Here is a 21481-nt window from a genome sequence, read left to right as displayed (position 1 = left end):
CCTGAGTTTTATAGATTATCTAATTGATTATCGGTTTTATTATCACTTATGGTCCAGAAAAAACCAACAATAAAAAAGCGATCTGCATTAGGTGTTATAGCTCGTCTGGAGAAGTTTCCGTCGACATTGGGTGTATTTGCATATTGATAGTTAAAAACATTATCAAACCCTAATACATTAGAAACCGAGAAGTATAGGATTTTTTGCTGACTGATAAGATATGCCCAACTAAAGTTGATTGAATTATAAGTTTTTGTCTTTTCATTTTGAAATACAGATTGATTGGGATTATTATAGGGCCTACCAGATGCAAAATTATAGGTGGCACTCATTAATGATTTCCAATCTTCGATCCAGTATTTAGTAACCAGAGACAGGTTGTGTTTTGCTGCAAAGTTTGGAGTCGCTTTATTAGGGTAGTTTCTGTAATCTCTTTTAGTATCGAGATAAGAGTAACTGGCCCAATATTCGAGATTCTTGATAGATTTGTTATCTCGCCAGAAGATATCTAATCCAGCAGCATAACCGCTTCCATTATTAGTATACAAACTGGTAAATTCTGGACGATCTGTATCAAACTTTATGAGTTCCTCATAAGATTTGTAATAGGCTTCGGCTCTAAAAGTTCTTCGATTATTTTGATATAGGTAATTAAAAATATAATGCGATGATTTTTCGGGTTCCAGAGTTTCATTATATTTTAAAACATCTTGTTGTGGTGCTTGGTAAAAATCACCATATGCTAATGATATCTGAGATTTTGATGATGTTTTATAAGCTAAAGAAGCTCTGGGTGAGATCTTGGTATAATCTAATAAGGTATTATGAACTCCGCGAACTCCTATTTGCATTGCTAGTTTTTTACTGAAAAACACATTAGCTTCAGTAAAAGCGGCAGTACTATTATTATCAAATGAACTTTTAAAAGGATCAGAATTAGGAACGGAAACATGTTCTGAAAACGTACCTACATATTGTTCTGCACCAAAATTTAATTTAAAACGATTGCTAAATCTCTTTCTTAATTTCAATTTAAAATGAAAACTGTTCTCATTATTATCGACGTTGGTATTTACAATTTTAATGTCATTATGATCATTCGCAAAACTAGTACCAGTTGCGATAGTCCAATCGTTACCTAAGTTTCCTTTATACGAAGTGTTGAGATATAAATTTCTGTTTTTAAGCCCAAAATTAACTCCTTCTGGCGTATTGATATCTTCTTGAACAAGATCAAATTCGGAGTAGTTTAAACCTCCGTATACTTTTAAAAGCCCTTTTTCAAATGTATGACGGTATACCGCTTCTCCTGATAACGATTCGTACGGCTTTTTCCAATCTACCCGTTGCGATATGATTTCCTGATATGGCTTTAGGTTTAGGTAAAAAGCATTAATACTTAAAGAGTTCTTTTTCCACTTTTGTGTATTTCCTACGCCAAGACCAACACTTATAAAAGATAAGTCTGTTTTTTCCTGATCGGGTTCATCGATAGTATTTAATAATAAAACACTTGATAATGCATCTCCATACTCTGCAGAATAGCCTCCGGTAGAAAAGTTAGTGCCTTTAAAAAGAAAAGGCGAAAACCTCCCACGAGTAGGGATATTATTTGTGGTTGCGGCAAAGGGCTGAAAAACTCTCAGGCCATCAATATAGATATTAGTTTCATTGGCATCTCCACCGCGTACAAAAAGTCTACCGTCTTCGGCAACTGTAGATGTTCCTGGTAACGTCTGAAAAGCGCCAATATAATCCCCTGCAGCACCTGCTGTAGTAACAATGTCCAAAGGAGAGAGTACAGAGGCCTTGCTGTTATCTCCGGCAGAAAATGTTCCGGCATTAAGAATTACACTACCTAAAGAATTTACATCTTCTCTTAGTGTAATTTTTAAGTTGTTCATTGCAGAGACATCTGTTAATATTGTATATGTTTCAAAAGAAAGAAAAGAAACTAGTAAGGTTTGAGGCCCTGTTTCTGAAGTGGAAAAAGAAAAAGCTCCATTTTTATCAGAAGATCCTCCATCATATGTTCCGTCGAGATAGACATTTGCTCCTTCAATAGGAATTCCTGATGCATCGGTCACATTTCCTGTAATAGCGGTTTGGGCGTTTGTTGATAATAGAATTGTGATAAAGGCAAAGGTTAGTGCTAGTTTCATGTATATAATAGTTTTTTGATTGCGAGGTCAAAAATGGTCTATCTATACAAAAACTGAAATTGAATTTTACCGAACTGTAGAATTTTAAGGACTAATTGTAATGTTGTTTTGTTCTAAAAAAAATGACGAGAATGACATCTCCTCAGGTAAATGAGAAGGTAAACCCAGGGAACAGAAATGCTTACTTGAATATATTACAACCTATATTTAAGATGTGCAGTATTAGAACTGTTCTTTTTTCTTTTATGTATTACAATTAAGATGTAAAGAATATAATTGTCATCTATTTTGAAGTATGGAGTAAGATAGCACTACACTCGCTCTATAGTATCTTCTTTATTCTTAAACGGCCTTACTATCAATCTTGCTGCTTTATCATAATTGATATAATTGTATACCCAGTTAAAGAAAGTAACAAATCGATTTCTAAAACCTACCAGAAACCATAAATGAATAAACATCCATATAAACCAAGCAAAGAAGCCTCCGAATTTAAACTTTCCAATATCGACTACTGCTTTATTACGACCGATAGTAGCCATAGATCCTTTGTCAAAATATTTAAAAGGGACCATATCTTTACCTCTAAGGTAGCGTTTTAAGTTTTTGGCAAGATGACTTCCTTGCTGTATTGCAGGTTGTGCAACCATTGGATGCCCTTTGGGATATGTTTTAGTTTCCATTACAGAAATATCTCCAATAGCAAAAATATTTTCATACCCATCGACCTGATTGAATTCGTTTACTTTATAACGATTGGCTCTTGGGATCAGGGAATCTGCATGTATTCCTGATACGGGAGCTCCCGTTACACCGGCAGACCATATAAAGGTTGCGGTTCTAAGGGATAGGTCAGTATTAGTGCTTACAATATTATTTTCATAGTGTTGTACCTGGGTATTGGTATGAATATGTACCCCTAGTTTTTTTAAGAATTTAGTAGCTTTTTCTGATGCGTGTTCACTCATAGGAGGTAGAACACGAGGTGCACCTTCTATCAAATGAATTTCCATATCTTCAAAATTCATATCAGGATAATCTCTGGGAAGTACATTTAATTTTAATTCTGCAATTCCTCCTGCTAGTTCAACTCCTGTTGGACCAGCACCAGCGAGTACAAAACGTAGAAGTTCTTTCCTTTCTTCTGGATCTGTGGTAATCACTGCCTGCTCCAGGTTTTCAAGCATTAAGCTGCGCAGATTTAATGCTTGCGGTAAGTTTTTCATTCGCATTGCATTTTTTTCTATAGTAGTATTTCCAAAAAAATTGGTTCGCGCACCTGTAGCAATAACAAGATAATCATAAGAAATACTACCAATATTGGTATGTACATTTTGAATATCTGGATCTATGGCCGTTACTTCTGCCATTCTAAAAAAAGTATTTTTACCTCTTTTAACAATCTTACGAAGTGGATATGCAATAGAGTCTGGTTCTAATGAAGATGTAGATACTTGATAAAGAAGTGGTTGAAAAGTGTGGTAATTATGTCTGTCTAATAAGACCAGTTGCACATCTTCTTTAACCATTTTTCTTGCTAATGCAACCCCGGCAAACCCCCCGCCAATTACGACTAATCTGGGTAAATTGGTATGTGGAATATTCATAAGATATATGTTGTTTTACAAAGATAAAGTGATAAAATTATATACCCTACAGAATACTTGGATTTATGACTAAAATTATCATACTTTTATTTTTATTTGTAACATAAACGTTTTCTTGACTACATATAAGAAGTAACCGACCAAAGTGAATAAAGAATTAGAACATAGTTTTGTAACCAATCTTGAGCAAAATCAGAATATTGTGCACAAGGTCTGTAGAATATATACCAGTGATTCTGATTCACATAATGATTTGTTTCAGGAAATAACGATTCAGCTTTGGAAAGCATATCCTAAGTTTAGAGGAGACGCTAAGTTTAGCACCTGGATGTATAGAGTTGCATTAAATACTGCAATTACATTATACAGAAGGTCCAAAAGAAGTATTAAGACAGCTGATCTTGATACGATGAACTTTAAGATAAAAGCTGAAGAATATGATGATGAAGTTGAGCAACAACTGAAACTAATGTATGCAGCAGTAAAACAATTAAATGATATAGAGAAAGCTTTGGTTTTCTTATATCTTGAAGATAAATCATATAGAGAAATAGCTGATACCATGGGTATTAGCGAGGTAAATGCCCGAGTAAAGATGAATAGAGTAAAAACGAAGTTGAAAAAAATACTAAATCCGTAACCCCATGGATGAATTAGAACTATTAAAGAAGGACTGGAAGAAGCAAGAAGATGTGCTTCCCAGATTGTCATATAAAGAAATATATAAAATGATTCTAAAAAAATCTTCTTCTATTGTAAGATGGATTTTTATCATTAGTATTTTAGAATTTCTATTATGGGCTTCTTTGGATGTCGTATTTAGACTAAATGGAATGTATTCGAAAGTAGAAAAGGTAGATATGGGGTCATTCTCTTTGATAGCTTCGATTGTTTCTTACGGTATTTTGATATACTTTATTACTCGTTTTTATATAAACTATAAGAAAATAAAGGCGACCGATTCTGCTAAAGTGTTAATGGAAAATATTATAAAAACAAGAAGAACAGTAAAACAATATATCTGGGTAAACATTAGCTTTTTTGCATTAGCAATGGTTGCTACCATGAGTTATGCACTTATATTCACAGAAACATTTCAGAACAATTCTGTCAAAAACCAATTGCCAGTATGGTTAGTTGTAGTGGTTACTTTGTTAGTAACATCAATATTTATAGGAGCAATAGCATTATTCTACAGAGTTATTTATGGAATTTTTACCCGAAGGTTGAAAAGAAATTATGGAGAACTTAAACAACTTGAGATATAAGTTATTTATTCTCATTAAATGCTGATGGTAATAGCTGAGGAATAAATTTTACCAGTAAAGGTAATAGCAGACTTCCACCCGGAAGAATAAAAATAGCCAAAGAAGGTATCGTTTTACAAATATCAAGTAATTGTTTTTTTACTTGTTGTTTTTCTTCCTTAGATAAATCTCGCATTGTAGATTGTCCTAATAATATCATTAGGTCTTTACTTTCAGAGATTTCTTTAATTAGCCTCTTTTTATTTCTTAATATCAATACACTAACCGTTCGAGAGGTTTGCTGGTAAAAATGTAATGCAGGATTCGAATAATTAAAAAACGAAATATCTTCCTTATGTTGATTAATGAACGATTGTACCAAATCAATTGATTCTGCTATTACCGTATGGGATAGCTCAAGTTCTGTGCCCAGAGCCAGCATAAAACTCTGTTCTCCTTTATCTACCTCTTTATCATTCCAAACAGCCAGACTGGTAAGATCCAGAATATATTTTTTTTCAATTTCGTCTGTATATGGATCTAATTCTATATAATCAAAACTAGCTTCTTCTTCTGTAGAAATATTAGTATATCGTACAGATGAAGAGAATAATTTAACTAAAAGCTTGTCATATTCATCTTGCTCTTTTTTAGAGTTAAGAGCAAGAAAAACAGTATTTGTTAGGGTCTCCTCTAATTTGGAAGCATACTCAAAAGGGTTCTTATCATGTATAAGAAAATATTCAAAAGCTAATACATCAATAAACAATAATGCATTAGTTAGTAGATGACTGAAGTTTTTCTTAAAAAGAGATTCATTTGTTTGTATACGGGCGTGTATAATTTTTTCGAGCTTTTCATTTTTATTCCCCGGTAATATGTTGCCCAAAGAAAAAATAGATTTTTTGGTATCTAAAAAACCATAGAATTGCACAAGTGCATCAACACAATCATTTTTATCGGCATTTTCGATTGTATCATAGTACGTAATCACTAGTGCAGCGAATAAATTGATCTTTGTCTTTTCTTCTTCAGAATAAACAATATCCGAATCATTAACTATAATGGTATCTATAGAAGTACCATAGATAAAACCTACTCGTCTTAAATCAAGATATAGTTCGTCAAATGACCATTGAGGCAAATTGGGATCGCCATCAAGGTCTCGTAAAAACTTTTCTATCCAACCCGAAGTCGAAGGATTCATTGATTAATAATTTGTTACAAAGTTAATTTTATTTTGGTGAAATGCTATTTTGAAAAGTTATTAAAATGTATTAGAAAAAGTGAAATTTTTAATACACTATGATAGTAATGAAATATGCATATGAGTTATATCAAAAGATGTCAGAACTCAGGCATAGAGAGTTGTTATAAAACATTTATATAGATATTAACAACAACGCAAGAAATGGGTTTTAAGAATCTGATAATTATAAGAATTTTATAGTTTCAAAAAAAAGAGTAAATAAAAACAGTTATAAGAACCGAAACATTATAAAAACCAGTGAAAGCAATACAGCATAAAGTAGAAACTATAAATTGGCAAGTAATAACAGAGGAGATGAATGAAAAAGGATATACGATTATCCCAGAATTTCTTTCAGAAAATCAATGTAGAGAAATGATAGATAGATATGATAATCCCACAGGTTATCGCAAAACTGTGGTGATGGAACGATACAGGTTTGGTTTGGGGGAGTACAAATATTTTGATTACCCATTACCAAAACTTGTACAGACTATTAGAGAAAGTGTATATCCAAAGCTTGCTCCAATTGCCAATTTGTGGATGAAAGTATTGAAAATAGACAAAGTCTTTCCCGAAACATTTCGGGAGTTACAAACATTGTGTCATGCTAATCATCAGCTAAAACCTACACCATTGATTTTAAAATATGGAATAGGGGGATTTAATACTTTGCATCAAGATTTATATGGAGATGTGTATTTTCCTTTCCAAACTGTTTTGTTTTTAAACGAATCAGGTAATGATTATACAGGAGGAGAATTTGTAATAACACAACAAACTCCCAGAGCTCAGTCTAAAGCTATTGTTTTACAGCCTAAAAAAGGAGATATGCTCATTTTTACAACTAACTTTAGACCTGTAAAGGGAACAAAAGGATATTACAGGGTAAATATGAAACATGGAGTGAGCGAATTACATAATGGTAAAAGATATACCTTAGGAGTGATTTTTCATGATGCTGTTAGTTAGAATGATACTACACAAAGAAATAGGAAATACAGGCTTAAGAAAAAAAATAAGGCAAAAAGAAATTTGCTTTGGAGGTAACCTAAAACTCAAAATTTATGGAACTTTGAAATGTAGATCGGGAAAGAGAATGAAACGAGAAAATCGAGTATTTTTCTTGTCAGAAAATGAAGCAAAGAATCATGGATACAGGCCATGCGGACATTGTATGAGAAGTGAATATAAAAAATGGAAGAATGGATTTGTTTAGTCATATCATAGATCATGAGAAAAATATATTACCCCATGATGGTATCGTAAATTATTATGGTAAATTGATGTCATCACAGCAAGCCAATCATTATTTTAATCGCTTACTAGAAAATATAGAATGGAAAAATGATGAGGCTATCATTTTTGGTAAACGAATTGTAACCAAACGTAAAGTAGCTTGGTATGCAGAGAAATCATTTGAATATACGTATTCAAATACTACAAAATTTGCACTACCCTGGATACCAGAACTGTTAGAGTTAAAAGAACTTATCGAGCAAAAAACAGATGAAACATTTAATTCTTGCTTGCTTAATTTATACCATACTGGTAGCGAAGGAATGGCTTGGCATAGTGATGCAGAAAAAGATCTTAAAAAAAATGGAGCAATCGCATCATTGAGTTTTGGAGCAGAACGAAAATTTGCGTTTAAACATAAAATAACAAAAGATAAAAGAGCATTGGTTTTAGAAAATGGTAGTTTGTTGATAATGAAAGATACAACGCAAACTAATTGGCTGCATCGCTTACCTCCCACAAAAATGATAAACACTCCAAGAATTAATCTGACATTTAGAACGATAGTAGAAAAATGAGAATATTAGTAAACAAGTAATAATACTAATTGCATAAAGGCTTTACATATCCTTAATAGAAGATTTATGCTCAATTTCTTACTCTATAAACATCAGTAAGAGCAAGATCTATTAAGTTTTGTTAGTTTTATATATTTTATCCGTAATTTCCTTTTTTTATTTAATTCTAATAAATAATGGGTTTAAACGGCTTTTAATTATTTATTGATGAAAAAACAATAAGTGTGAAGTGTCTACAAAATATTACAGTATTAATATTAATAGTATTTGTTTTTGGATGCGATAAATCTGAAACTGATCTCACCACATATGTACCTATTCCTGCAGGTAAATTTTTGGATGATTGGACATTTCATGTAAATCAACAAAGCACCGGTGGTTTTGATATTGCAGAATTTAGATTATGGGTTCCGGACCCAACAGACGTTTCTGGTTTAAAAGCAATTTTGGTAATAACGCCCCATTTTAATGGTAATGGATTAGGTAATGCAGATTCTGAGGCGTGGCAAGAGTATGCTAGAAATAATAATATTGGCCTTATTGGCGTTCGGTTAAAAACACTAAATTCTATAGCTGCTTTTGATACCTATGCAAATGCAGAAGAGGGTAGTGGACAAGCACTTCTAACAGCCCTTGAAGCTATTGCAGAAAAAAATAATATTCCAGAAGTAACAACATTACCTTTTTTATTGAAAGGCTATTCGGCAGGAGGAATGTTTAGCTATTTTTTTTCAGCTTTTAAGCCTGATCGTGTAATCGCGTTTGCTAATATTAGAGGATGGGCCATATCTACAAAAAACGAAAGTAAGGATATACCAGGTTTAATGCTGATTGCCGAAATGGATACACCAAGTAGAGGTATAACTATAATGAAACAAGTAGTTGAAACAAATAGAGCTCAAAATGGACTTTGGAGTTATGCTGTTGAGCCTAATGCAGATCATTTTACTCCATTAGCTAAATCAGATGAATTAATAAAATTATTCTTTTCTTCTGCCTTAGCATATAGAGTAGATGGTACATCCAGAGAACTACTTCCTATATCAGAGACTTCGGGATGGCTAGGTAATAAAGTTTCTAAAAATATCTTTTCATATGAGACTTATCCAGATAATAAAAATGAAGCAGTATGGCTCATTGATGAAGGCTTTGCCAATACATGGAAAGATTATCAAATAGAGTGATAAAAACGTAAACCTGTAGGGTATATAACAAAAAAGAGGCTATTCTAAAAATAGCCTCTTTTTTGTTATATAAGATAAATTTTATTGGATAATCCCACCACAACTCACTCTGCTACCTGCGGCACCAGAAGGTTGAGAAGTAAAATCATCAATACCTTTATGTACAATAATTGCTTTACCTACAATATTCTTTTTATCATCATCACAACCAATACACCATTCATTAGTAGCAAAAGTGATATTGCCATTACCGCTTGCATCAGCTTTAAAGTTTCCTATATCTCCCTTGTGATATCCTTCTTTGGCACCCCATTTTCCATGAGATTCCATTGTTGGATTCCAATGCCCTCCTGTAGATTTACCATCTGCCGATGAACAATCTGCTTTTTCGTGAATATGAATAGCATGCTCTCCTTCATCTAGTCCTGTTAATTCTGCTATCATGTTTACCATACCTTCAGATTCGGTAAAAATAACTTTGCCCGAAACTTTACTATCACTTTTTGGTTCTAGAGTAAATTCTAAGGTCTTTGCATTATCCTCTTCTTCTTGATCTGTTGTAGTATCTACATTTTCTTTGGTGTTCTCTTGATCTGTAGTTTCTTTCTTTTCTCCTTTACAACCAAATACAGCTATAGATAAGAAAGCTAACACTACCAATTTTAACGTTTTCATAGTTTTATGGTTTGTATGTCATTTACAAACGTAATATAATGTAGTTTTAGTTTATGACAAAGAATTTGGATAGGAAATACCGAAGCATTATATAATACGTAAATTATATTCTTTTGAGAAGTTCTTTATTATCTCGCACACCTCGCTTTAGGTTTTCAGTGATAATTAGAGTTTTATCGATTCGGGATTGAGAATTTTTTATTTTTAGAATATAGTAAATTAAACTTCTTTTTTTTCCATCGGTCAAAGACTCAAAGATATCTAAAGCTTCCAGGTCACTTTGTAAAACAGCATCAAATTCTTCTGGCATCTCTACTCCGTATTTGGTAGTATCTTCGTGTAAGGCAACCTTAAAAAAATCTGTAGGGAAAACACCTAGTTTCTTTTGATTTTGTTTATTAAAAGTAATATGATAATTGCTTTTCCATTTTTGTAAAGCTGCATGAAATCGTACTGATGCTGTATTGAAAGTAATTTCTACAATCACTCTTTTATGCCCTTCTTCTATAAGATATTGTGCAATTTTATCTGGCACAATAATACTATGACTAGAATTGAGTGAAGTTTCAAAAAATTGATTTTTCATAGCCTATGATTTTACCGAAAATACAAAACAAAATTTGCTTCAATTTAAGAATATTTTGTTTAATGTTTATTTAATAGTGTTAATCAAATTTGATATTTAGTAAAGATAACTAACGTTAGTTATAGAAAAATTCAATACTAAATTCGACACTTTTTCCGTAATGTTAAAAAGGGATTCTTATTCTTCCCTTTTTTTTAGTAAAGTTTTAGATAAAAAATATTTTAATCATAGAACCAGTATTCATAATAGTTGAGCAAAGTATTATTTGTGATAAAAAGTGTATTAGTGTCTGTATTAAACATATTTCAATATTATTGTTAAATTTCGTGTGTTTCGTGAGACATTCTCATTTGTTTATATAAATGCTTTAATTTTTGTTAATTTTATAGAACACAAACTCAAAATTTTTTTTTATGAAAAAAGGTTACTCGTTTGTCATTCTATTATTTTTAATAGGGCAAACAATTCTTGCACAGAACTCGAACACGCTAGTTCGAAATCACTTTAGCGATATTGCTAAAAATGAATCTTCAAAAACTTTAAATACTGATTTTTCAGAATGGAGAATTACAGATGAGGTTCCTTCATTAAAACCTGGTTTAACACATGTATATGTTAATCAGCTTTATAATGGAATTCCTATTGTAGATGGAACTTTTAAGTTAACGGTTAATAATGGTAAAATTACTTATGAAATTGATCAATTTATTAAAGGAGTAAAATCAAAAGTAACTTCTACTAAAGCATCTTCTACAGAAGTTTCGGCAATAAATGCGGTTATAAGAGCGCATAACTTGCCTTCTGCTAAAAGATTGTCTAAAACTGTAAGCAAATCTAATGGAAACGATGTTTCACAATTTGCGGATTCTGGAATTACAGGGGATAACGAACCTATTCAAGTTAGAAAAGTCTATAAATTACATAATAACGAATTACGTCTAAGTTGGAATGTGAGTCTTTATGAGAAAAACGGACATAACTGGTGGAATAGTTTTGTAGATGCCGCGACAGGTGAAATTATATATGAAGATAACTGGGTAGTCAAGTGTAACTTTGAAAGTGCTGATCACGGGTCACACAATCATGAATCAGTACTTATGGATACCAAAGCAGTAGTAACAGTTGCAGAAGCACCAACGGCAGCTTTGGCTCCTGACTCATATAATGTACTTGCAATGCCGGTAGAAAGCCCAATACATGGTAGCCGTTCTGTAGTTACAAATCCAGCAAATACTACAGCATCTCCTTTTGGATGGCATGATACTAACGGAAGTAATGGAGCAGAACATACCATTACAAGAGGTAATAATGTATGGGCACAGGATGATATTAACGGAAATAATGGTACAGGTGCTTCTCCTAGTGGAGGATCAAGTCTTGATTTTAATTTTCCATTAAATCTTAATCAAGACCCTAGCAACTATAGAGATGCTGCTATAACCAATTTATTTTACTGGAATAATATAATACATGATGTATTCTATCAATATGGCTTTAATGAAGCTAGTGGAAATTTTCAGGAAAATAACTATGGTAAAGGCGGGGCAGGAAGCGATTCTGTAAATGCAGATGCTCAAGATGGTAGTGTTACTTGTAATGATCCAAGAACCAATTGTATCAATAATGCAAATTTTGGTACTCCACCAGATGGAAGTAACCCAAGAATGCAAATGTTCTTATGGAATAAAACGAATCCTAAGAGAGATGGGGATTTTGATAATGGAATTATAGCTCATGAGTATGGTCATGGTATTTCTACTCGATTAGTAGGAGGACCTTCTTCTAATGTTTTAGGAGGATCTGAACAAATGGGAGAAGGCTGGTCTGACTTTTTTGGATTAATATTGACCATGAAAGCAGGTGATGTAGGTACAGATGGAAGAGGTGTTGGTACATATGCGCTTGGCCAACCAACTTCTGGAAACGGAATTAGACCAACTCGATATTCTACAGATACATCTATTAACAGTACAGATTATGGAGATATAAATAACCTACGTGTACCACATGGAGTTGGTTATGCATTTGCAACCATTCTTTGGGATATGACCTGGGCTTTAATAGATCAGGAAGGTTTTGATGCGGATTTTTATAATGGAACAGGTGGGAATAATATTGCTATGGCCCTTGTTATTGAAGGATTAAAGAATACAGCTAATAACCCAGGATTTGTTTCGGGTAGAGATGGAATTCTTCAGGCAGACAAAGATTTATATAACGAAAAATATAAGTGCTTGATTTGGAAAGCATTTGCAGCACGTGGAGTAGGGAAAGATGCTAACGAAAATAATAATGGTGGTTCTAATAGTAATACAGATCAAACTGTTTCGTTTGTGAATCCTTGTGATGGCACAGATCCAGGAACAGGTAATTGTTCTGGTGATGTGACTTCATTTCCTTTTTCAGAAAGTTTCGAAACTAATTTAGGACAATGGGCACAAACAACATCTGGAGATGACTTAAACTGGACCAGAAATTCTGGAACCACTCCATCTACAGGAACCGGACCAAGTAGCGCAGCAGATGGTACTTTCTACCTTTATGTAGAAGCTTCTGGTAATGGAACCGGATTCCCTAACAAACGAGCTATCCTAAATTCACCTTGTTTAAATTTCAGTAGTTTAACTACTCCTAAACTTGCATTCCAATACCATATGGTAGGAAGTGCAATAAACACTTTAGTAGTAGAAGCAAGAACCAATAATACAGGAAACTGGACAAGCGTATTCTCTAAAACAGGTGCTCAGGGTACCAGTTGGAATACAGCAGATGTTGATCTATCAGCATATGCAGGTAATGCAAGTGTACAATTACGATTTAATGTAGTTACAGGTAGTGGTACTAGCGGTTGGCAAAGTGATATTGCAATAGATGCAGTAAGTATTCAAAATGGTACGACAAACCCTCCGGTGTGTGATGCGTTGAATTTTAATGATTTCCAGATTAATGCGTTCTCTAATCAAGATAATGCAGGTAATTTCTCAATCGTAAGTGGTGGAACAGGATTATCTATGCAGAATAATACCTGGAAATATATTAGTCTTAACTATACCGTTACAGCTAATACAGTAATAGAATTTGATTTTAGCAGTACTTCTCAAGGTGAGATTCATGCAGTTGGTTTTGAAAATGATAACACACTGACTTCTACACGATATTTTAAAGTACATGGAACTCAAAATTATGGAGTAACCAACTTTGATAATTATGCTAGTGGTACTAAGAAATATGTTATTCCTGTAGGTGATTTTTATACAGGTAGCATGGATCGTTTAGTATTTATCAATGATAATGACGCAGGAAGCGGAAATAACTCAATATTCTCTAATGTGAAGATTTATGAAGGATCTTGTGGCGGAGCATTAGCAGCAGAAATGGTTGCAGGATTTGGAAATATGACACCTATCCTGGGTGATGAAGATGAAGGTGATGTATCAACCATTAGAATCGCACCAAACCCATTGAAGAAAGGAAACTTACTTCGAGTGTTTGTTCCTAGCAAAGAAATATCAAATACATCGTATTCTGTTATAAATATTATGGGACAAGTAGTTGGAGAAGGAAGGCTTAATAATAATGGTTTTATCAATCTTGATCGCTTGGGTGCTGGTATGTATATACTTAGAATCCAAAATTCTGAAAAGAAAGAAAAAGATACAATAAAACGCTTTATTATTGAATAACTGATTTGTAGAGTAATACTAAAGACCGTTCGAAAGAACGGTCTTTTTTGTTTTATAGATGTATTTAAATTTGGTGATATTGATCTTTAAATCAAAGTAGTAATGACCTGAGTTTCACTATGCAAGGTCTTATGAACGGGACATTTATCTGCGATCTGTAGGATTCTGGTAATTTGTTTTTCATCAAGATTTCCTTCGATCTTTATTTCTCTTTCGAAAGTATCGATTTTTGCTGTTGGATCTTCACAGTTTTCACAATCTACCATATGAGATTTACTATAACTGGTATGTACTTCTACATGCTGTAAATCCCACCCTTTTCTGGCAACGTACATTTTTATGGTCATAGCTGTACAGGCAGATAATCCGGCTGATACATACTCATAGGGTGATGGCCCAAAATCATGACCTCCTACACTTTCTGGCTCATCGGCAATCAAATAATGATTTCCAACTTTCATTTGTGTTGTATACCCTTCAGCATTTCCTAAACTGGCAACTACATGGTGTTGGCTTTTAAGTCTTGGTTCTTCAGGAATTTCAATATATCGAGAGGACCATCCTGCAATAACATTTCCGGCATACATAGAATCTTCTTTCCGCATCAGCAAGTGATCTGCTCCATCTAAGGTTACGAAGCTTTTGGGGTGTTTTGCAGCATGATAAATTTCTTCAGCATTTTTTATAGGTACAGTAGTATCCTGTGGAGAATGCATTACCAGAAGTGCTTTATCCAAATGTTTTGCAACTTCAGGAAGTGATTTGGTTTCTAAATCATCCAAAAATTGTTTTTTTATCGTAAAATCTCTCCCACTTAGGTTGATTGTAGCTTTTCCATTTATTTGAATTTCTTCTAAACCGCTTTTTAGTAAATGTGCAACGTGCTTTGGGTTAGAAGGAGCTCCAATCGTTGCAACTGCTTTAATAGTGTCAATCTTTGCTGCTGCAAATATTGAAGCGGCACCTCCAAGAGAATGCCCAATAAGTAGAGTAGGAGCTTTATACTTTTTTGCCAAAAAGTCTGCTGCGGCTACAAGATCTTCGACATTACCAGAAAAGTTGGTGTCTTCAAAATCACCTTCGCTTTCTCCAAGCCCGGTAAAATCAAATCTCAGTACTCCAAATCCTTGAGAAGTAAGTCCTCTACTTATATTTCGTACCGCACCTAGATTCTTATTACAAGTAAAGCAATGTGCAAATAATACAAAATTATGGGGATGTTGATCGGCAGGAAGCTCTAAACGCCCCGATAGTGATTGACCTTCAGCATTGATAAAAGTAACTTTAGAAAGACTCATATAGATGGTAGTTTGTATTAAAGGTCGAACTTTTTACTTTAAAATAACATTTTAAGTATTAATAATTTCAACCTGCAAGGAATTAAGGGATCAACAGGTTTTTGTATTAAATTTCCTTTTTAATGTTGGTCAATTAAAATAGGATTTCCATCAGGATCCGTAATCATAAAAGATACAGGTCCTTCTTTCTTATCCATACCATTCGACACTGTAACTGTAATTCCTTCTCCTTTTATCTTTTTATGAATACCCCGGGCATTTTCAGAATTAAAAGTTAATGTATTGCTAGGAAACATTTCCTGAAACAAACCAATTTTTGAATTTCCATTTTTAAGGATAGCCCATTTTTGATCCAAATTACCATCAATCATTGTAAAACCTAGTTTTTCATAAAAGCTTTTAGAAGCTTTAATATCTTTTACTGCTAATGAAATTGAAAAAATACCGAGATCCATATTTTTTATATTTTTGGTTATATACCAAATGTACGACCTTCTTTTTTTCCATGTTTTGTCGGATTGAATGTCGAATGAGGTGGTGATAAGTTCTCCTTCTTTTAAACTAGAAAGATGCCTGTGAACATTTTTACTACCATTGGGGCTTATGAATTCCTGAATCATTTCAGTTTGATTTCCTTCTTTTTGAGTCATAGGGCCGATTCCAACCGTACCATCACTGCCATATTGAGCGACAATACCTTGGCTTTTGAAAAAATCCCAATATTGACGAAATTCCCAAAAGGTTCCCTGTTTTTTTCCATTTATTAATCCATAGAGTTTACCTGTGATACTTTGTTTCCCGATTCCCCATTCCCAATCCATACCATACTGATCAAAGGGTTCATTTTTGCTTTTATATGTTTCATTATCAGTAATCCAGCTCCCTATGGATTGTTCCATGTTTTTAACAAACCAATCTGGGATTTTTTGTTGAGAAAATACAATTTGTGAGGATATTAAAAATATAAGTATTGTGATATATGCTTTCATGATATTGATTTTATTTTTCTGCTATTTTCTGCCAGTTATTTAATAAAAACTCAGTGTCTTTTTCAGCTTGTCCTGTTCCCATGGATAAGAAATATCCACTTAGGAAAGGGCTCTTGAATTCATAAGAGAAATCTAGAAAAAGACGGGTTTGCATAGCGCTTATTGCTTCTAATTTCCAGGAACCGGATAATGATTTTAAAGGAAAAGGGTAGTCTTCTTTTTGAGTGTTTACAACAAACTGAAACTCTTTACCAGGATTCCATAATGTACAGGTTTCTTCCCAACTGCTTCCATCTGGTGCACTACAAACACGTTTCATACCTAAACCTTCTCCTTCAATAATCTCGACATGATTAATACTGGGGGCCGTTACTTTGTGGTAGTTGCCTACATCAGAAATTACTTCCCAAACCTGATCTTTGGGAGCATTAATGATTCGTTCGGCGGTAAAGTGTTGTACACCTTTGGCTTTTGGATATTGAACAAAACCATATACAAGTATAATGACAATATCGAGTACTAGAAATAGTGCTATTCCTTTTAAAATTTTACGTATCATAACTATTTGTTTTATTGTTTCTACATCATAAAAGTACCTAAGAAAATCACGGGAAGCCTTGAAAATAGGGAACACTTAATTAATTGAAACTCATTTGTTATATATTCTATCTAATTCAGTTTTTCATTTAATTAAGTAGTACTATTTTTATGATATGAATAGTATAGAGTCTTTTGCATTTGGAATTACTTTTCTATTAGGAGGAGTAATTGTCGTTGGTAGTTTTGTTGTTTTGGTTATTTTGAAAAGTACTTCACTTAAACAATCGAGATATTTTCTGGCGATAGCTCTTTTTGGACTTATACAACATTTGTTTACCTATTTATTGTTTACTACTCAACTGATCAAGCAATGGCCGCATATGTTGGGGATTGGATATCCATTGTTATTTTTGGTAGGCCCCTGTTTTTATTTATTTGTGAAGAGTTATGGAGATTCTTCTTTTAGATTAAAGAAAAGAGATAGTATTCATCTTTTGCCTTTTTTAATGATGTTGATACTTCTTTTTCCCAGATATTTAGGGAGTTCTGAAGAAAAGCAAGAAATTATACAATACTATTATGATATTTTACCTGATGGTGCAGTAGCCTTTTCTGATTGGTTACAAGCAAGTTTACATTTGATTTTGTTGTTGTTCTATGCGTTGGCAACCTTAGTAATGATGTATAAAAAAGATAAAAAGAATAGTATATTATTAAAACGATTTGGTGTATTGTTAATGATTTTAGCTTTTACAGAAATCGTATTACAAACAGGTTTTTTACTTACAGGAGCTTCAGCAATAACCGCAGAAATTATTCTTTCTGGATTAATGTCAATAACTATATTATTACTAGGATATTGGATTGTGGATATAAAGCAAATTCTCCCTGTGTTGGAAGGGAAAAAATATAAAACATCACCATTATCTGAAATGCGATCGCTGGAGATACAACAACAAATACAGACATTTTTTGAAAATGAAGATTGGTATCTAATATCTAACTTCAAAATTGCAGATCTGTCAAAAACTATTGATGTACCATCTCACCATATCTCACAGGTATTGAGTGAGAAAATGAGTTCTAACTTTTATGAAATTATTAATCATCATCGTATTAAGAAGGCTAAAAAAATGCTGCAATCGGGAGCACTACAGAAAATATCCGTTCAGGCTATTGGAGAAGAGTGCGGGTTTAGTAGTAAAACCAGTTTTTACAGAGCGTTTAAAAAAGTAACTTCGATGACTCCAACAGAATATCTTGGTAAAGGTGCTAAGAAACACGATGCTACTACAAATTAATTTTTAATTACTTCAGAAGATTAAAATGAAATATGAATATTACCCAGATATCATACTTTTTACTACGGCCCAGTTCCCAGTATCTTTAGACTCTTCAGAAGCCATACCTATAGCTTGTAATTCTGCAACCAGATGTGCATTTGCAAAACTCGGATTTCCACTTTCTACAGCATTTAAAAAATGAGTTATTGATTCTCTCATTCCGGGCCAGTCTGCATATGGCTGCAATGCAGGGAAATGTTCTGTTAAAGATTTTTCTTTAGTTCTTAATTTCAGTTCTCCTGTTAAAATATCTATTTGGATATCTCCTTTGCTACCAATAATCTCTACCGTAATTACCAGTTTATCTACACTATCTATATTAACTTTTAGTTCACCCCAAATACCGTTATAATCAAAAAGACCAGTACTTCGACTTTGTCGTCTTCCATCGGTTCCTTGACCATCCATAATAAGAACACGTTTTGGTGTAGCATTTAGTAAAATGTTAAGAACATGAACATACCAGAGTGATAAGCGATTAATGTTTGTTGTATCCTGATCGGGTTCAGGTCCCCAATTAGACCTTAAATCAATACTTACAGTTTGTATTTTTCCAATAGCTTTATTTTTTATAAGTTTAGCTGCTTCTGCTATAACAGGAATAAGTCCTAATTCTAGATCGGCATGTGTAATTTGTGGAGCATTTATCAACTTCTTCAGTACTTTTGGTATCAAATCTCTAGTATGACCAATAGGAGGTTCATAAAAAATAGCCTTACCAGAATCTAATGCTTCCATTACAATTTTACCATGTAAAGCATCAGGAACTGCAATCATTATGGCATCAATCGAGGGCGAATTTAATAAGTCTTCATAATTACTATATACATCAATGGTATTTCCAAATTGTGATTTGATAGCTGCGATGGTAGTATCACTTTTTGCAGAAATGGCAACAATATCGGCTCTTCCGTCATATGTAAGAGCTGGTATATAAGCGTCTTTAACCCAATTGCCATACCCTATGATTCCGATTTTAATTTTAGACATGCTTAATTTTTTTATTCTTTTTGAATACTATTATACATAAACCGATTTGCAAGAATAATGCAAGACTATTGGTAGTCCATAAAGCGACTGCTTCAAATCGAAGGCCATAGATAGCCCAAAATGAATACACAAATAGCCAACCCATAACATAACCGGGTGAAAGACTACTAGATTGTTTTGATTTATATTCTTTAATGATTTGAATAGCAGTTATAACGCAAACAAAAAAACCAATAGAAAAACCGATAATTTCAAATATTGATTCTGGTATAGATTGTAAAAAGTTCATTTTATATGGTTTTTATGATTGCACATGGATTTCCAAAAGCTAATGTATTATCAGGAATATCTTTAGTTACTACCGAACCTGCTCCTATGGTAACATTGTTACCGATAGTAACTCCGGGTAATATAACGCTGTTTCCGCCTATCCATACGTTATCTCCAATTTTTACAGGACTCGTTAATGTAGTAAAGGGAGCATTGCCAGAGTTTTGTATTCTATCAGAGGCTTTTACAGGATGTTTTGCCGTATATATTTGAACAAAAGGCGCAATTAGCCCGTTTTTTCCAATGGTTATTGTATTATCATCGATAAACATGCAATTGGTATTTATTACTGTGTTTTCTCCAACAGAAATATGCACTCCATAATCACAAAAAAAAGGAGGTTCGATCCATGCGCCATCTCCAATATGTCCTAATAAATTTGATAGTGTTTGTTTTTTACCTTGGGTATCTGTAGAATCCAGAGCATTGTATACCTGCATTAATTTTCTGGCATTATGATACATTTCGATTAATTCTGGATCTCTCGTATCATAGGATTCACCAGCCAGCATTTTTTCTTTTTCGGTCATATGCATGTTTTCTTAAATTAAATAACGACCGTACAAAATTAGCTTTGTTTTAGAAGAATATTTTTTACCTATGTTAAAAAATGTTGTTTAGCTCTTAATCTACTTAAAGTAACTTGAGTAACTCCTAAAAAAGAGGCGATATAGCCTAGTTTTACACGTTTAAATAAATCAGATTTCTCTTGAGTAAAAGTATCGTAGCGTTCCTTAGCCGATTGTGTAGCCAGGGCAATATGTCGTAATTCTAGATCAAGAAAAGCTTTTTGATGTGCTATTCTGGACCAATTTGCAATTTCAATATTGGTTTTATACAATAAATTTAATTCATGTACAGGAATAGCGTATATAACAGAATCTTCTAATAAGTCTACATATTCGAAACCCGGTTTGTTTTCATAACAACTTAACATAGAAAAGGCTAATTCTCCTTCTTTACTAAACCAGGTAGTAGCTTCTTCTCCATCAATAATACAATAAGAACGAGTCAACCCTTTTTCTATGAAATAATAATTCTTATCAACGATCCCACTTTTAATAAGTACATGCTTTTTAGGAAGATCTAGTTTTGTCATCTTACTTGTTAAAGATGCTATAGAAGCATCGCTTACAGCATACATACTTTTTATACTAGATATAATTTTTTCCACGTTTTTAAGGTATAGTTCTTATTTCCAAAAGTAAGAATTTAGTATTATCCCTTACCTTATTTTGTATAATAAACGAATTTGGTATATCTCTTTTACCGTTTTGAACATAAGTAGCTTTGATCAAAGATCTTTAATTGTTAAAAACTATAAGAAATATAGAGAGATTAGTTTGTGTTCATGTAGATTTCACATAGTTTTGAAAGACTACTTTATAGGATTGCCCAACAGATAATTTTATATCTTTTATTATTACCGAATGAGAATCAAAAGCCGAAATATGATCTACATTAATAATAGTTGATTTATGAATCTGTATAAACTTATTTCCTAATTCATCCAGGGCATTTTTAATCGATTGTCTGGCCAGAATATTTTTATCTTTAGTAATATAGCTTATATAATTACCATCTTTTTGAAGATATAAAATGTCTTCGATCTTAGTTTTAAATTGTTGTTGACCACTTTTTATATAGATGATACCATTGGCTACTTCTTCTAATTTTGGTTCTTCAATAGTGTCTTTAATTTTAAGTACTGCTTTCAGAAAACGTTCAAATGAAATGGGCTTTAATAAATAATGGCTCTAGTTTATATTTGCGTTGATATT

21 protein-coding genes are annotated in these 21481 nt (G+C 33.0%); 8 read left to right on the top strand and 13 right to left on the bottom strand.

Going from position 1 to position 21481, the window contains the following annotated elements:
* Window positions 1-8: 8 nt before the first annotated feature.
* On the bottom strand, window positions 9-2162 hold the full coding sequence (locus tag Z054_RS0111635; RefSeq protein WP_024770242.1) for a TonB-dependent receptor: 2154 nt from the start codon (window positions 2160-2162) through the stop codon (window positions 9-11).
* A gap of 311 nt (window positions 2163-2473) precedes the next feature.
* Window positions 2474-3769 carry an NAD(P)/FAD-dependent oxidoreductase gene (locus Z054_RS0111630; protein WP_024770241.1) on the bottom strand — a complete coding sequence of 432 codons (1296 nt, stop codon included), beginning with the start codon at window positions 3767-3769 and terminating at the stop codon, window positions 2474-2476.
* Between the two features lie 145 nt (window positions 3770-3914).
* On the opposite strand from Z054_RS0111630, the gene Z054_RS0111625 reads away from it, so the two are divergent.
* Complete coding sequence (locus tag Z054_RS0111625) at window positions 3915-4409, top strand: RNA polymerase sigma factor (RefSeq protein ID WP_024770240.1); 495 nt, start codon at window positions 3915-3917, stop codon at window positions 4407-4409.
* Between the two features lie 4 nt (window positions 4410-4413).
* Entirely contained in the window at window positions 4414-5037 is a 624-nt protein-coding gene (locus tag Z054_RS0111620) for a hypothetical protein (RefSeq protein WP_024770239.1), read from the top strand.
* Between the two features lies 1 nt (window position 5038).
* On the opposite strand, the gene Z054_RS0111615 is transcribed toward Z054_RS0111620, so the two are convergent.
* A complete protein-coding gene (locus Z054_RS0111615; RefSeq protein WP_024770238.1) occupies window positions 5039-6223 on the bottom strand; it encodes an LETM1-related biofilm-associated protein in 1185 nt (394 codons plus the stop codon).
* A gap of 300 nt (window positions 6224-6523) precedes the next feature.
* On the opposite strand from Z054_RS0111615, the gene Z054_RS0111610 reads away from it, so the two are divergent.
* The 4 genes from Z054_RS0111610 (at window position 6524) to Z054_RS0111595 (ending at window position 9266) form a co-directional block, all read left to right on the top strand.
* Complete coding sequence (locus Z054_RS0111610; RefSeq protein WP_024770237.1) at window positions 6524-7237, top strand: 2OG-Fe(II) oxygenase; 714 nt, start codon at window positions 6524-6526, stop codon at window positions 7235-7237.
* A 1-nt stretch (window position 7238) separates the two neighbouring features.
* On the top strand, window positions 7239-7484 hold the full coding sequence (locus Z054_RS0111605; protein WP_024770236.1) for an Ada metal-binding domain-containing protein: 246 nt from the start codon (window positions 7239-7241) through the stop codon (window positions 7482-7484).
* Entirely contained in the window at window positions 7471-8082 is a 612-nt protein-coding gene (locus Z054_RS0111600) for an alpha-ketoglutarate-dependent dioxygenase AlkB family protein (RefSeq protein ID WP_024770235.1), read from the top strand. The genes Z054_RS0111605 and Z054_RS0111600 overlap by 14 nt, the downstream gene beginning before the upstream one ends.
* Window positions 8083-8306: 224 nt before the next feature.
* Window positions 8307-9266, top strand: coding sequence for a hypothetical protein (locus Z054_RS0111595; protein WP_024770234.1), 960 nt, complete (start codon window positions 8307-8309; stop codon window positions 9264-9266).
* 81 nt (window positions 9267-9347) lie between these two features.
* Here Z054_RS0111595 and Z054_RS0111590 read toward each other — a convergent pair whose 3' ends face one another.
* Window positions 9348-9941 (bottom strand): superoxide dismutase family protein, encoded by a 594-nt coding sequence (locus tag Z054_RS0111590; protein ID WP_024770233.1) that lies wholly within the window; start codon window positions 9939-9941, stop codon window positions 9348-9350.
* 103 nt (window positions 9942-10044) lie between these two features.
* Window positions 10045-10527, bottom strand: coding sequence for a YdeI/OmpD-associated family protein (locus Z054_RS0111585; RefSeq protein ID WP_024770232.1), 483 nt, complete (start codon window positions 10525-10527; stop codon window positions 10045-10047).
* A gap of 413 nt (window positions 10528-10940) precedes the next feature.
* On the opposite strand from Z054_RS0111585, the gene Z054_RS30160 reads away from it, so the two are divergent.
* Window positions 10941-14210, top strand: coding sequence for a M36 family metallopeptidase (locus Z054_RS30160; protein ID WP_024770231.1), 3270 nt, complete (start codon window positions 10941-10943; stop codon window positions 14208-14210).
* Between the two features lie 86 nt (window positions 14211-14296).
* On the opposite strand, the gene Z054_RS0111575 is transcribed toward Z054_RS30160, so the two are convergent.
* The 3 genes from Z054_RS0111575 to Z054_RS0111565 form a co-directional block, all read right to left on the bottom strand.
* Entirely contained in the window at window positions 14297-15508 is a 1212-nt protein-coding gene (locus Z054_RS0111575; protein ID WP_024770230.1) for a bifunctional alpha/beta hydrolase/OsmC family protein, read from the bottom strand.
* Window positions 15509-15627: 119 nt separating this feature from the next.
* A complete protein-coding gene (locus Z054_RS32635; protein WP_316929927.1) occupies window positions 15628-16497 on the bottom strand; it encodes a VOC family protein in 870 nt (289 codons plus the stop codon).
* A gap of 10 nt (window positions 16498-16507) precedes the next feature.
* Entirely contained in the window at window positions 16508-17056 is a 549-nt protein-coding gene (locus Z054_RS0111565) for a type II toxin-antitoxin system RatA family toxin (protein WP_024770228.1), read from the bottom strand.
* A gap of 154 nt (window positions 17057-17210) precedes the next feature.
* Here Z054_RS0111565 and Z054_RS0111560 point away from each other — a divergent pair, with 154 nt between their 5' ends.
* On the top strand, window positions 17211-18338 hold the full coding sequence (locus Z054_RS0111560) for a helix-turn-helix domain-containing protein (protein WP_024770227.1): 1128 nt from the start codon (window positions 17211-17213) through the stop codon (window positions 18336-18338).
* 39 nt (window positions 18339-18377) lie between these two features.
* On the opposite strand, the gene Z054_RS0111555 is transcribed toward Z054_RS0111560, so the two are convergent.
* The 5 genes from Z054_RS0111555 to Z054_RS32700 all read right to left on the bottom strand — a co-directional run bounded on the left by Z054_RS0111555 (window position 18378) and on the right by Z054_RS32700 (window position 21310).
* A complete protein-coding gene (locus Z054_RS0111555; protein WP_024770226.1) occupies window positions 18378-19370 on the bottom strand; it encodes a Gfo/Idh/MocA family protein in 993 nt (330 codons plus the stop codon).
* Window positions 19363-19659: a SemiSWEET family transporter gene (locus Z054_RS0111550; RefSeq protein ID WP_024770225.1), complete on the bottom strand. Its 297-nt coding sequence runs from the start codon at window positions 19657-19659 to the stop codon at window positions 19363-19365. Before Z054_RS0111550 ends, Z054_RS0111555 begins: the two co-directional genes overlap by 8 nt.
* Window position 19660: 1 nt before the next feature.
* The gene (locus tag Z054_RS0111545) at window positions 19661-20230 is read right to left on the bottom strand and encodes a sugar O-acetyltransferase (protein WP_024770224.1); all 570 of its coding nucleotides are present in this window, start codon (window positions 20228-20230) and stop codon (window positions 19661-19663) included.
* 68 nt (window positions 20231-20298) lie between these two features.
* Complete coding sequence (locus Z054_RS0111540) at window positions 20299-20874, bottom strand: Crp/Fnr family transcriptional regulator (RefSeq protein ID WP_024770223.1); 576 nt, start codon at window positions 20872-20874, stop codon at window positions 20299-20301.
* A 175-nt stretch (window positions 20875-21049) separates the two neighbouring features.
* The gene (locus Z054_RS32700; protein ID WP_394331061.1) at window positions 21050-21310 is read right to left on the bottom strand and encodes a LytR/AlgR family response regulator transcription factor; all 261 of its coding nucleotides are present in this window, start codon (window positions 21308-21310) and stop codon (window positions 21050-21052) included.
* Window positions 21311-21481 lie beyond the last annotated feature (171 nt).

Source organism: Aquimarina macrocephali JAMB N27, from assembly GCF_000520995.1.
In the GTDB taxonomy this organism is placed as follows: Bacteria; Bacteroidota; Bacteroidia; order Flavobacteriales; family Flavobacteriaceae; genus Aquimarina; species Aquimarina macrocephali.
Note: the sequence above shows the minus strand (reverse complement) of the source record. Positions and strands in the feature narration are given on the sequence as shown.